Genomic DNA, 13,621 nt, shown 5'->3' on the forward strand with positions numbered 1-13,621 from the left:
GTAATTGATTCGGTTGGAAAACATTTTTAACACCTAACCAAAATATACATATTCAAAAATAAGTTGATTTGTGAAAATTTTTGCGCAAATATTTGCATAAATGAGTTTGAAGAAAAATCACAAGGTGCCTATTTATGATCAGAAGTCCTCAGTTTGGCGCGATACTGTTGCGTGCTAGCGAGCTTATTGCAACTCAAGGCCAAGAGGTATTTGAAGCGCTTAATATTAGTCTACCTGCAAATCGTATTTCTCTGGTACTGGCGATTCATACTCAAGGGCCTCTTTCGTCAACTGAGCTAGCAAGTCACATTGGTCTTTCACGTCAACTTATTGAAAGTCGGTTGAAGCAAAGTGTTGCAGACGGCTTTTTTGTTTCTGTGCCCGATGAACGAGACTCGCGAAAGCGCGTATACGATATTGCGCCTAAAGCAAAGGCCGAGGCGGCGCAGATAGTGACGATAATGCAAGAATTTGAAGACGTATATGATGCCCTTTGGGAAGAGATAGAGGTCAATCTTGAAGCCTCTCTCAAAAGCATGGAGCAGGCGCTAAAAAAACAATCGCTTCTTACGCGCTTAAATGAACAATTTCCTTATCACTCCAATTCATAATAGGGAACATTATGATTTATCGAATTATTATATTGCTGTCATTACTCCTTCCGCTAAGCAGCTGCGCACAAAGCCAGGGTTTCAATACGAAAGAAAGCTGGCAAGCCTTTGTTCAAACTGTTGAAGATAACTACGCCTACTTAGATACGGCACCTACCGACTGGGAAGCTTTAAAAGCGTACTACCAACCCCTTGCAATAAACGCGACAACGCAAGAGGAATTTGTCGACGTATTGCAGGTGGTGAAGCAGTTTTTTATCGACCCGCATTTTAACGTATCACCGCTAAACAAAGCGGACTACAGCGTCACGCCAACGGGGTCTGATATTTGGGTGGAAAAGCAAGGCGATGACTTTGTTATAACACGTATTAAAGCGGGCAGTGCTGCTGCCAAAAGCCAGTTAGCCTTAGGTGACATGATTGTAGGTATTGACGGCGAGTCTACAGAAGCCGCAATACAACGCGTTTTTGGAAACACATCGCTACCGCTTACTGACGCACATAAGACGTGGGCGGTTAATGTGGCTTTAGGTGGGCGTCGCAATCAAGAAAGACACATTGAAGTGGCGTCTGATTTTGATGATGCCAAACGCGTGCAATTAGCAGCTAGTTACGATGCTATTAATCTACTTCGAACAAAAGCTCCTCTGGTAGTTAAGCAGAAAGAGGGAATAGGGTACATCCGCTTTAATAATAATCTAGGTAATTCTGAAACCGTTCGTGCGTTCAAAGAAGCCCTTGAGTCACTTGAATCAACCCAAGGGTTGGTGATTGACCTGCGCAATACGCCAAGCGGGGGAAACACTGGCGTGGCTGAGCCTATTTTGGGGCACTTTGTAAATGCCAATACCGCATATCAAGGTTACAAAATTCAAAATGCGGGTAAACCCTACCAAGAAGCAGAGCTACACATGGCCCATGTTACCCCTTCATTACCTTATTACAGTAAGCCAGTAGTGGTACTCGTTGGCCATTGGACCGGCAGTATGGGAGAAGGTATGGCTATTGGCTTTGATGCCATTGGTGCAAAGGCGGTAATCGGCACACCCATGGCTGATTTGCTTGGCGGGATAAATCAATTTCAATTACCTGATTCGACCATAACTTTAGAGCTGGGTTTTGAACGTCTTTACCATGTGAACGGCTCATATCGAGAGGACTTTGTGCCCCAGGCGGTATCTTGGGACGGGCATACAGCCAGTGACTCAGAATTAAATGCTGCAATAGCTCTGTTAAAAGCAATATAGCTCAATTACATACAAAGCTAGAAAGCACTTTCGTATTTACTTACAATCCGCTTCTAACTTTTTGAGCGAACATACTATGACTGCGATTGGGATTGACTACGGTACATCAAATTCTGAGGTTGTGTATTTTGATGGAACGTCCCATCAGCACATCAAACTCGACCCGTTAGATAAGAAAGGCAATAAAATCCGTTCTTCGGTGTTCATCTATTTTGAAGATGAACTGCCGCCGCCTCCTGATGCCATGGTTGAAGCGAAAGTGGCGCAGTTACAGCGCGTTATCAGTGAGCAAATAGATAAGGCGAAGGACGGCTATTATTCGGCAAAAGATCCAAAAGAACAGGCGATGTATAGCGACCGTATCGACTCGCTGCGCGGTGATTTGCACAACAAGCCTGCATTACAGCGTAAAGCTATTGCACAATTGATGCATGCCATGTCGCTAGACGAAATCCCTTTGCTGCGCTTAGTAGAGCACGGCAAGTTTGCGTTTGGTGAAGAAGGGTTTAGGCGCTTTCTTAAAATGCCGGACAAAGGCCGTCTTATTTATTCACCTAAGAACTTTCTAGGCGCCTCGCTAGATGGTGACCAAAAACAAGCATTCATCGGTATTATTGCTAAGCAGTTGGCGTACTTTAAACAGTGTGCAGAGCAGCAGCTAGGCAAGGCTGTTAATAATGCGGTAATTGGCCGTCCAGTTAAGTTTCACGGTACCCGCGGTGAAGAAGGGAACGCGCAGGCCATTCAAATAATGACTGAAGCGGCGACGAAAGCTGGGTTTTCAGGGGTTAATTTCCTAGATGAACCTATCGCAGCGGCGTATAAAATTGAGCAAACCCTACCAAGGGATACCACTACGTTGATTGTCGATATTGGTGGGGGTACCACGGATATTTGCTGTATTAAGCTTTCTCCCGAGCGTTCCAATCAGCTTGATCGCAAAGAGGATGTTCTGTCGGTAACAGGCAGGCGTTTAGGCGGCATGGATTGCGACAAAAGCTTGGTGCTAAAGGCTATTGCCCCAGAAATGGGAATGGGCCTTAAGATGATTAACGGGCTTCCTGTTCCTCCCACGTACTTCTCTGACATGTGTGCGGTTGATAACATTCCTGCTCTTACTCGCTTTTTCTCTGACGATTACGGGTTAGATATTTCTCAAACCATGTCTGTGATTAAAGAGCCAGCCCAACTAGAACGCTTGCTAATTGTTCAGGAAAACAAGTTGTCTGCCCGTGTGGTGAACTCGGCCCGGTTAGCCAAAGAACTACTGTCGAGTAAGCAGAATATCACCTTGCCGCTACACTATATCGAAGATGATTTTGATGTGGAGATTTCGCAAGAGTCACTTAAAAAGGCGTTAAAACCTTGGCTTGATAAAGTGAAAGCGCTAGTGGTGGAATGCTTGGAAAACAGCAGTGAAAAGCCAGAAGTGGTAATGATCACAGGTGGTATGAGTTTATCGCCAATCGTGGTTGATGCGCTATATGAAAACCTACTTACCGGTTTACCTCGATTAGAGAATGACGCTTTCAACTCGGTGTGCGAAGGATTAGCTATTCAAGCGGCGAAACACGCGTAAAATCGCGCACTTTGTTTAGATAAGAAATGCTAAGCCTTAGCGTAGTAACCCATACTACGCTAAGGCTTTTTTGATCAGTGCTTAAGGATATTGTGTTCTTTTAGATAAATCGCGATGGCCTCAGGCGACTCGAAGGCTTTTAACAGCATTTCTTGTGCGCGTGCTTTCACATCATTGTCTTCTGATGATGACAGTAGGTGATACCATGTTTTCACTAAGGCTAATGGCGGCGTTTGGTTCATTAGATGTCGCTCCAGCAATTCTTACTGCAAAAATACACAAAAATCATCGTAACGTATGATTTGCCAATACAAGCTCTGACCAGCAAGGAAAAACGTATAAATAAACGTCAACGAGCACTTCTTACAAGCTGCTGTGTAAATTACACAGCAACAAAATAGAAAACGAGTGCGCTTTACGCTAACGGATTTACCTCGTTACCGGCTCAAGCTTGTGTGAGCATGGGTTTCAGGAATCGACCTGTATGTGAAACTTCTTGTTGTGCCACATGCTCAGGTGTTCCCTCTGCAATAATCTGGCCACCTCCGGATCCACCTTCCGGTCCAAGGTCAACAATCCAGTCTGCGGTTTTAATCACATCTAGGTTATGCTCAATAACCACAACGGTATTACCGTGATCGCGCAGTCTGTGAAGGACGGCTAATAACTGTTTAATATCGTGGAAGTGCAACCCGGTGGTTGGCTCATCCAAGATATAGAGTGTTTGCCCAGTGTCTCTTTTTGACAACTCTTTCGCCAATTTCACGCGCTGCGCTTCACCACCTGATAAGGTAGTGGCTGCTTGGCCTAGTCGAATATATGACAAGCCCACGTCCATGAGCGTCTGCAATTTACGCGAAATAGCCGGGATAGCATCAAAGAACTCACGGGCATCTTCCACTGTCATTTCCAACACTTCGTGAATGTTCTTATCTTTGTACTTTATCTCAAGGGTTTCACGGTTATAGCGTTTGCCCTGACACACATCACAAGGCACGTACACGTCTGGTAAAAAGTGCATTTCCACTTTAATTACGCCGTCACCCTGACACGCCTCACATCGACCGCCTTTCACGTTAAAGCTAAAGCGGCCAGGCTTGTAACCTCGTGAACGCGACTCTTGTGTGCCGGCGAACATTTCACGAATTGGAGTGAAAATGCCAGCGTAAGTCGCTGGGTTAGAGCGCGGTGTTCTGCCGATAGGGCTTTGATCAATATCGACCACTTTGTCGAGCTGGTCTAATCCGGTCATCGACTTATGTGGTGCCGGTTCAGACGTGGTCGCCTTGTTCAGCTCGCGTTGCGCAATTTTGTAGAAGGTGTCATTAATCAGCGTTGATTTACCCGAGCCCGATACACCAGTTACACAGGTCATTACACCAGTAGGTATGCGTAAATCAACAGACTTCAAGTTGTTGCCGGTAGCGCCTAAAAGCTCTAGCCACTTGTCGTCTTTTACCGGCGTGCGTGTTGCAGGGATATCAATCTTCTCTCTACCAGATAAGTATTTTCCAGTAAGTGAGTGTTCACTGTTTTTAATATCTTCAAGCGAGCCTTCGGCGATAATCTCACCACCATGCACACCCGCCCCCGGGCCGATATCTACAATGTAATCGGCTTCGCGAATGGCATCTTCGTCGTGTTCTACAACTAACACGGTGTTACCTAGATCGCGCAAGTGCGTAAGCGTGCCAAGTAAGCGTTCGTTATCCCGTTGATGAAGACCGATAGAGGGCTCATCCAGCACGTACATAACGCCCACTAAGCCTGCGCCAATTTGACTTGCCAGTCGAATGCGCTGAGCTTCACCGCCCGATAGGGTATCGGCGCTGCGCGACATAGAAAGATAGTTAAGACCTACGTTTACCAAGAAGCGCAAGCGGTCCATGATTTCTTTCAAAATCTTTTCGGCTATCTGAGCACGTTGACCTTCAAGTTTCAGTGTCTCGAAGAAGCCGTACGCATCGGCAATCGACATATCAGCAATGGCTGGCAGGTTGGTGTCTTGTATAAATACATTACGTGCTTCAACACGCAGACGCGTTCCGTTACAACTGCTGCAGTGCTGCTGGCTTAAATATTTTGCTAGCTCTTCACGCACCGAATTCGACTCGGTCTCGCGATAGCGACGTTCCATATTAGGGATAATGCCCTCAAATGGATGCTTACGCTCCATCACGTCGCCACGCTCGTTTATGTACTTAAACGACAGCGACTTGCCTTTAGACCCGTAAAGCACAATGTCTTGGTGCTTTTTATCGAGCTCTTCGAATGGCGCGGTAAGGCTAAATTTATAATGGTCTGCTACTGCCTGTAGCATTTGAAAATAGTAATAGCTGCGCTTGTCCCATCCGCGAATAGCGCCGCCAGACAGACTCAATTCTGTATTGCCGACTACGCGTGCCGGGTCAAAGAACTGTCTTGTGCCTAAGCCGTCACAGGTAGGACAGGCGCCCGCTGGGTTGTTAAAAGAAAACAGGCGCGGCTCTAGTTCGCTAATGCTGTAACCACAATGTGGGCAGGCGAAATTAGCAGAAAACACAATTTCTTCTGCGTCTCTATCGTCCATATCAGCCACAACCGCGTTACCGCCAGCAAGGCTCAGCGCCGTCTCGAACGATTCCGCTAAACGCAGCGCCATGTCATCGCGCACTTTAAAGCGGTCGACCACAACTTCGATGGTGTGCTTCTTGTGCAAATCGAGAGGAGGCGGATCGGATAGATCACACACTTCACCGTCGATACGCGCGCGAATAAAGCCTTGAGCAGATAGGTTTTGCAGCGTCTTAACGTGCTCGCCTTTACGCTCTTTAACAATAGGTGCTAGCAGCATTAGCTTGCTGCCCTCGGGCATAGCTAATACTTTATCGACCATTTGGCTGACCGTTTGTGCATCTAGCGGCACATCGTGGTCAGGACAGCGTGGCGTGCCCACTCGCGCGAACATCAAACGCAGGTAGTCGTATATTTCAGTGATGGTACCCACCGTTGAGCGGGGGTTATGCGATGTTGATTTCTGCTCAATGGATATTGCTGGTGATAAACCCTCAATATGATCAACATCTGGTTTTTCCATCATAGATAGAAACTGACGGGCATAAGCAGACAAAGATTCAACGTAACGACGCTGACCTTCTGCATATAGCGTGTCGAAAGCAAGAGACGATTTACCCGAGCCTGAAAGGCCGGTTATCACCACCAGTTTGTCTCGTGGCAGTGTTAAATCGATGTTTTTCAAGTTGTGGGTGCGAGCACCGCGAATTTCGATTTTATCCATTGAAGCCTAAATGAGAGAAAAAGAATCAGTATGCCATAGGTGTCAAGTAAAGTGATATGACATTCAAGTTATACTGTAAGCGGAGTAAGCAGATCACCTCACGGACATAAGCTTACGATTAGTTCTCGCTTAACGTCATTGCAAAGTGGTGATTTTATCCCCACTTTTAAACCCCTAGTAAGAAAAAGGGTAGTGTGAGAGGGCTAAATCTACCTCGCGAGCAGAAGAAAATACCAATTGTATTATGCTACACTTCGCGACCTTATTCTTAATGCAGCAGAAACAGGTGTTCTCTGCGCGCTTTTTTATTTTTTGATTTTATCTATTGAGGGAAACAGACGCTTTGAACGCTTTGGAATTACGCGCCGCGCTTGCACTCGCCTCCGTTTACGTATTACGCATGATGGGGCTGTTCATGGTTATGCCCGTGTTGGCTGTAGCCGCGATGGACTACCCGGATTACTCGCCTCTGTTGGTAGGGCTTGCCGTGGGAGGATATGGCTTAACCCAGGCTGCGCTGCAAATTCCTATGGGCATGATGTCTGACAAATGGGGGCGTAAACCCGTTATTTTGCTGGGGCTTGCTGTATTTGCATTAGGAAGCTTTGTAGCAGCAAACGCCGACAGTATGGCCATGATGATTGTTGGGCGTATTCTCCAGGGCGCTGGGGCTATTGCAGGTGCGATAATGGCGCTGGCTACGGATGTCAGCCGGGAAAGTCAGCGTGCCAAAGTGTTAGCTATCATAGGCATAGCCATTGGCTTTTCATTCTATTTAGCGGTTATTTTAGGGCCACTTATTGCTAACAGCTACGGACTTACCGGTGTGTTTGGTATTACTGGTATTTTGGCCATTCTTTGTATGCCGCTGGTTAAATGGGTAGTGCCAAATGGTGTGCAGCTTAGCAGTGGCGATACACTGCCACAAAAAGACCAGCTGAAGCGCTTAATCTTTTCTTCTCAGTTATGGCGTTTAAATATCAGCGTGATGATTCTACATATGATGATAACGCTGTTGTTTGTTCAACTGCCCGTAACGCTACTGAACTTTGATATGACGCTAGACAGTCACTGGACGGTTTACTTACCCGTCTTAGGCGCGTCTATTGTAGGTCTGATTATAATGATGGGAGCAGCAAGAGGCCGTACGCCTAAATCACTCCTTGTAACTGGTGTTGTATTAATGGGCGGCGCGTTTTTGGCGCTGAGTCTAGAAGACCATAGCTGGTGGTGGGTTTGTGCTGCCGTGGTACTTTTCTTTACCGGCTTTAATTATTTAGAAGCGAATTTTCCTGCATTGGTGTCGAGCATTGCGCCTGCGGGACAAAAAGGAACGGCCATGGGCCTCTACGCTAGTTTTCAATTTTTTGGTGCGTTTTTGGGCGGTGTAATTTCAGGTTTAGTCACAGATATTTGGTCGCAAGAGTTGGCTTATGGCATTGGCGCTGCTAGCACTTTGCTTTGGCTGTTCATTATTTTTGGGGTTAAAGAAGTGAGCCGCGTTAAGCGCGTAATGATGCATGGTGAATTTAACGGTTCAAATGTTTCCACTATCGAAGCTGAATTGATGTTAGTACCTGGTGTATTAGAAGTGACACTAAACAGTCAAAATAACGCGGTATACCTAAAAGTAGATCGTGATTTCGATGCAGTTAAAGCGCGAGATGTGTTGTCAGTATAATTGCTCATCGCATTGCAACCATGAAGGGCTAGCACTACACCATTTTTAAAAGGAAGCGAACACCATGATTGACCTAAGCCGCTATAAAGCCATTATTTTTGATATGGATGGCACTTTGGTCGATTCTATGGGGGCGCATATTGATGCATGGCAGCTTACGTGCACCGCGTTTGGCTACCCTTTTGACCGAGACTATCAATACAGTTTAGGTGGTGTTCCTACCTTTGAAACCGTACATCTTATGAATGCCAAATATGGCAAAAACCACGATCCAGCAGAGGTTGCTTCATATAAAAAACAGGCTTTCGAAGGGCTAGATCATGTGCCAAGGCTTATTCAAGATACCTTTAACGTGTTTAATCACTATAAGGGAAGTATGCCCATTGCTGTGGGGACGGGCTCAGATAGGCAGCACGCGCAAATGGTGTTAAATGAACACGGCTTGCTAGCCCAATTATCTGCGCTAGTTACAGCCGATGACGTAACTCAAGGTAAACCTCACCCTGAAACCTTTGTGCGTGCGGCAGAATTAATGGATGTAACACCACAGCATTGTGTGGTGTTTGAAGACACCGACATGGGCCGAAAAGCGGCGGTTGGCGGCGGCATGGCGTGCTTTATGGTCGATAATGGGCGGCTTATCTACTAAATCTTACGCTGAGTGAGCCTTCGAGCTTAGCGCTAACGCTAAATCAATCGCGCTCACTCTATAATTTCTTAGGCTTATACCGCCTCTATTTCGCCGAGAGCATCGCTGCAATTATGCAGTAGTGAAGACTTAATGCGTTTGGTGGCATCATCTATGGCCGTTTTCATTGCATCAATGGCAATTTGATTGCTCTGTTCTTCGCTGATATTGGCATTCACATTCATGCTTTGCCCTCTAAAGGTTGTAGCAGGTGAATACTCATCCGCATAGTCTGGCTTATACCTTACTTTAAGCACAACGGTGGCAACCATATTACTTCCCAAGCTTTTTATAAACGCTCGGTTTAATACCACTTTTACGCTATTAGCTGCTTCAATATCTGGACTAACGTTCATATCCTCTAAGCTTTGTTGTAACAGCGTATAGAGCGTATCTTCCGTTACATTACTGTTCCCAACTAATAGGTCCTTGCTCGAACGTATATCGCTCAGTTCAGCTAAGTTTATAGGACATGCTTTCGCTTTAGACATAGTTAGTTGGTAGTCTTTTCTTTGTGATGCAGGAATTAAGGACGAGTCCATCTCAGGCGGAGTCGATTCACAGGCAATCAGCAAAGGTAGGGTGCAGCAGGCAATAAAAAGTCGCGCTGGTGATTTAAGGCAAGGTATAGAAAATATTTTACTTTTCATTAAATTATTTTTGTTTTAAGCAGATAGATTATGCAAGTAATATTGACCGAGTATAAGTAAGTTTGTTCCGCTAAGAAATAGAACAACTGTTGCAAACTGTTACAGCTCGTTTAGCCTAAGTGAGGAACGGTCCATTTTGCTATACGGATTTTTGATAGCGACACGACCACTAAGCTTTAATAACCAAAATATAAATTTCGCCATAACCATTCAACACGGACAGTTCTTAAATGATGACTTTTAAAAACGCAGTAATCAGTGTAGTCGCCAGTGTGTCACTCATAGGGTGTGCGATTAACGTGTCGCCGTCGGCCTTTTTTTATCAAGATGCTCAGCAAAAGCCCCTCGATACCACAAAGCTGCATGCCGCTATTCAAAAAGATAAAACCTCGGCGGGCATAACCCGTGTTGAAATAAAAAATGAGACAGGATTAACCTTAAGAGGGGTAGCCGTGTCTTACCCCGATCCTATCGTTAACATCGTTTTCTTTGCAGACAATCGTATGCCTGTTAGCGAGAATAATAGTGTTATTCATAGGTTGGGTAAGCTGCCTGCCAACATTCTGTGGCTCGATTATCAGGGAGTTGGGGCAAGCGATAAAGCTAAGGATTTAAGTATTAACGCGATTAAGCAAGACGCATTGACACAGTTTGATTATGTACAGAGTGCTTTTGATGCTTCAATTCCCACCGTTGTTCATGGTCGAGGTATAGGTAGCTATTTTGCAAGCTATGTTGCTGCAAATAGAAAGATCGACGCTTTGGTGTTAGACGGTGCTTTCAACAACATTTCTGATTTAATTGCCAACATGGTGCCGGGTTTCTCTAATTCTTTCACAAGCATGAAACTTCACGATGAAGTTCATAGTATGCAAATTGCTCCAATCTTACGTCATTACGAAGGGCCGCTTTGGCTGGTGGTAGGTGAAGAGGACAAAATAACGCCTTACCCAATTAGCCAACAGTTGTTAGAAGACGCATCAAGCAGTGAGAAGTATATTTCTGTTATTCCAGGGGCAACGCACAATGCAACGCTAAAAAGCGATTATGCCATACAGGAGTACAAACAATTTTTAGCTAGATTTGCTCAGTAATTGAAACCTTGCACGCTGTGGATAAGTGGTGGAAAACCTTGTTGGTAAGTCTGTTAATAGCCATATAAAACAATAGATCACGATCTCACAGTTGCTTTCTGGTCGGATCACGAAATATCAGTTAAATCAAGCGCTGTAGAGCAATTACTTCCGATCTTAATCTTTTTTGATCGTAAAGCTGTGCAGGATCAGGCATTTTTCCTCATTGGGGATAAAAATCTGAGGCGAAACGATCAAGTGGTTATTTTTGTCAATAGTTTCATGTCATGAAATTTTTAGAACACAGTTGCACAGTAATACATCGAATTACGATTAATCGTCCATCAAACTGGCTTATAAGTGATTAAAAAAATACCCGCCATAGGCGGGTATTTTTTTGGTCTATTAATTTCTGAAAGGAAAACGAACAGCTAAACCCTAACCATTGAATCTCGTTTTACTACTGTAGGAGTATATTTAAAGGTAAGCCCATCTTCTGGTTTGCTTCCCGATGCATACTTCAATGCAAGTTCCGCCGCTTTTGCTGCCATCATTTCTACTGGATAACGCAGAGTCGTTAATTTAGGACGACAGTACTTTGCTAACAGCACATCATCGTACCCCATCACAGAAACTTGTTCTGGAACTGAAATACCATGGTCCTGCAGCATGGTCATAGCACCAGATGCCATAGCATCGTTATAAGCCAAAACAGCAGTGAATTTTGCACCAGTAGCAAGCAAGTTTTGCATTGCCAGTTCACCACCTTCCTGATCGGGCGTAGCATACTCAATCATGCTTTCAGGCAAGCTTAAATTCGCATTGTTAACTGCGTTTCTAATCCCTTCGAGGCGATGATTAGGATCGTCTATGCGATACTGACTGCTTATCACCGCGACATGTTCATGGCCTTGGTTGATGGCATATTCCGCCATAAGGCGACCACCGGTTACGTTATCAAGCCATACACAACGATTTGCTATCTCTGGTATATAGCGGTTAATTAATACAAAGCCTGGAACTTGGTTTGCAAAACCGATCAGGGTCTCGTCATCAAGTGCTTTGCTGTGCACTACCATGGCTTCTACTCGATGCTCTAGCAGTGTTTCAATAGCGCGAAGTTCAGTCTCTTTTTCAATAGAGCCGGCACTTAATAAAATTTGAACGTTATTTTTGCGGGTAATGGACTCCACTCCGTGGGCTAACATAGCGAAAAATGGGTCGTGGAGCTCAGCAATGACAACGCCTAAAGATGCGCTACGTTTGGTTACAAGTGCCCGCGCATTAGCGTTGGGACGATAACCCATTTCTTCCATGATTTTTTTGACACGCTTGCGAGTATCATTGCCCACTTTAGGACCATTATTTATAACTCTTGATACGGTCGCTAATGAAACGCCAGCGGCTTGGGCGATATCTTTTATTGTTGCCATTTTCTTTCAAACTTCGTTTTATTGCGTGGAGTGTCGATTGACCTGATTGCCATAGCGTACATTATATTTACAAAAAAAGATAAAATTCTAACGCTTAGCTTGTGGTGTCTTTTACGGGGCTGAGATGCATTAGAGAGATGAAGAGCGTTAGATTACCTAAGTGGTTTTACCTTCTATGATTGTTAATCAAACCGCTGTAAAAAAGAATGGAAAACGTATAACCTCCTAGACATTCTGAAAGATTGCATTATTCATTAATGTATAAAAAATGTGTGGTAGGTTGGAAAGCGTCAGTTTACTAAGCACGTCTTAAGGTAAAAATTTTGTTATGAAAATAAATGTATCTGCATTTGGTGAAGTAGAAGGCGAAGTCATAAACGCCTTTACGTTAACTAACGACAACGGCATGTCAGTTACCTTGCTTAACTACGGTGGAATTATTAAAGAAATTCACTTCCCAAATGCAGAAGGTGAATCGGTAAGTTGTGTCCAAACTTTCGAGACTCTACAAGACTATATAGATGACCCGAGCTATCGCGGTGCGATCGTAGGACGCTACGCAAACCGAATTGGACATGGCTCGTTTGCGTTAAATGGAACAGAGTACACCTTAGATAAAAATGGCGGTGAACATAATCTACACGGCGGTCTAGCCGGGTTTCATAAGAAGGTTTGGGCGGCAAGCGTCCAAGAGACGACAGACAGTGTGGCTGTAACATTTACCTTAACTAGTCCCGATGGGGAAGGTGGCTTTCCCGGTACTGTTAATGTAGAGGCATGCTATTCCCTTGATCAAAACAATGAGTTATCTCTTGTGATCACCGCAAACACAGACAAAGAAACCCCGCTTAGTTTCACGCAGCATGCTTACTTCACGTTGAGCAACGACCCGCAAGTGGGTAATACATTGCTACATATAGATGCTGACAAAGTCACGGACGCAGATAGCACCTTGCTGCCAACTGGAAAACTGGTCGAAGTTGCCAATACTCCCTTTGATTTCACGAAACCTACAGCAATAAAAGAAAGGGCAGAGCAATCTAATTCCCATCCATTATTTGATAGGGTGGGAGGCTACGACCACAACTATGTACTCCGTGATACGCCTGAGCATACCCCACAAGCAACCGTAAAGGCACTTGATACTGGTATTGCTATGTCGTTATTTACTAACTTGCCGGGTTTGCAGTTTTATACTGGCGGGTTGAAAACCGACGATCAGCTTGGTGCCTTGTGCTTAGAACCACAGCATTTCCCGGATGCACCCAATAAGCCCGAGTTTCCAAACTGTTTCGTAAAAGCCGGGGAAACCTTCAAAGCAAGTATGCGATACAAGTTCAGCGCATAGAAATCGTTATGTAGTGACAAAAGAAAATTATTTG

At 44.8% G+C, this 13,621-nt stretch carries 11 protein-coding genes; 7 read left to right on the forward strand and 4 right to left on the reverse strand.

Going from position 1 to position 13,621, the window contains the following annotated elements; genetic code table 11:
• The first annotated feature begins 134 nt into the window (after window positions 1-134).
• The 3 genes from WA381_RS06395 (at window position 135) to WA381_RS06405 (ending at window position 3,437) form a co-directional block, all read left to right on the forward strand.
• The gene (locus tag WA381_RS06395; protein ID WP_014947866.1) at window positions 135-611 is read left to right on the forward strand and encodes a MarR family winged helix-turn-helix transcriptional regulator; all 477 of its coding nucleotides are present in this window, start codon (window positions 135-137) and stop codon (window positions 609-611) included.
• Between the two features lie 11 nt (window positions 612-622).
• Window positions 623-1,858, forward strand: coding sequence for a S41 family peptidase (locus WA381_RS06400; RefSeq protein WP_156085751.1), 1,236 nt, complete (start codon window positions 623-625; stop codon window positions 1,856-1,858).
• 76 nt (window positions 1,859-1,934) lie between these two features.
• Window positions 1,935-3,437, forward strand: a complete 1,503-nt coding sequence (locus tag WA381_RS06405; RefSeq protein WP_156085752.1) for an Hsp70 family protein — start codon at window positions 1,935-1,937, stop codon at window positions 3,435-3,437.
• 74 nt (window positions 3,438-3,511) lie between these two features.
• Here the strand turns inward: WA381_RS06405 and WA381_RS06410 are convergent, their stop codons facing one another.
• Window positions 3,512-3,679, reverse strand: coding sequence for a hypothetical protein (locus WA381_RS06410; RefSeq protein ID WP_012516741.1), 168 nt, complete (start codon window positions 3,677-3,679; stop codon window positions 3,512-3,514).
• A 203-nt stretch (window positions 3,680-3,882) separates the two neighbouring features.
• Window positions 3,883-6,714 carry an excinuclease ABC subunit UvrA gene (gene uvrA, locus WA381_RS06415; protein ID WP_156085753.1) on the reverse strand — a complete coding sequence of 944 codons (2,832 nt, stop codon included), beginning with the start codon at window positions 6,712-6,714 and terminating at the stop codon, window positions 3,883-3,885.
• A gap of 343 nt (window positions 6,715-7,057) precedes the next feature.
• On the opposite strand from uvrA, the gene WA381_RS06420 reads away from it, so the two are divergent.
• Both WA381_RS06420 and WA381_RS06425 read left to right on the forward strand, forming a co-directional pair.
• Window positions 7,058-8,395, forward strand: coding sequence for an MFS transporter (locus tag WA381_RS06420; RefSeq protein WP_156085754.1), 1,338 nt, complete (start codon window positions 7,058-7,060; stop codon window positions 8,393-8,395).
• 64 nt (window positions 8,396-8,459) lie between these two features.
• Entirely contained in the window at window positions 8,460-9,044 is a 585-nt protein-coding gene (locus WA381_RS06425) for an HAD family hydrolase (protein WP_156085755.1), read from the forward strand.
• 74 nt (window positions 9,045-9,118) lie between these two features.
• On the opposite strand, the gene WA381_RS06430 is transcribed toward WA381_RS06425, so the two are convergent.
• Complete coding sequence (locus WA381_RS06430) at window positions 9,119-9,733, reverse strand: hypothetical protein (protein WP_156085756.1); 615 nt, start codon at window positions 9,731-9,733, stop codon at window positions 9,119-9,121.
• A gap of 230 nt (window positions 9,734-9,963) precedes the next feature.
• On the opposite strand from WA381_RS06430, the gene WA381_RS06435 reads away from it, so the two are divergent.
• Complete coding sequence (locus WA381_RS06435) at window positions 9,964-10,827, forward strand: alpha/beta hydrolase (RefSeq protein WP_156085757.1); 864 nt, start codon at window positions 9,964-9,966, stop codon at window positions 10,825-10,827.
• A 410-nt stretch (window positions 10,828-11,237) separates the two neighbouring features.
• On the opposite strand, the gene WA381_RS06440 is transcribed toward WA381_RS06435, so the two are convergent.
• Complete coding sequence (locus WA381_RS06440; protein ID WP_014947876.1) at window positions 11,238-12,239, reverse strand: LacI family DNA-binding transcriptional regulator; 1,002 nt, start codon at window positions 12,237-12,239, stop codon at window positions 11,238-11,240.
• A 328-nt stretch (window positions 12,240-12,567) separates the two neighbouring features.
• Here WA381_RS06440 and WA381_RS06445 point away from each other — a divergent pair, with 328 nt between their 5' ends.
• Window positions 12,568-13,587: an aldose epimerase family protein gene (locus tag WA381_RS06445; protein WP_156085758.1), complete on the forward strand. Its 1,020-nt coding sequence runs from the start codon at window positions 12,568-12,570 to the stop codon at window positions 13,585-13,587.
• Window positions 13,588-13,621 lie beyond the last annotated feature (34 nt).

Source organism: Alteromonas sp. CH_MED4-4 (assembly GCF_037029575.1).
Classification (GTDB): Bacteria; Pseudomonadota; Gammaproteobacteria; order Enterobacterales; family Alteromonadaceae; genus Alteromonas; species Alteromonas macleodii.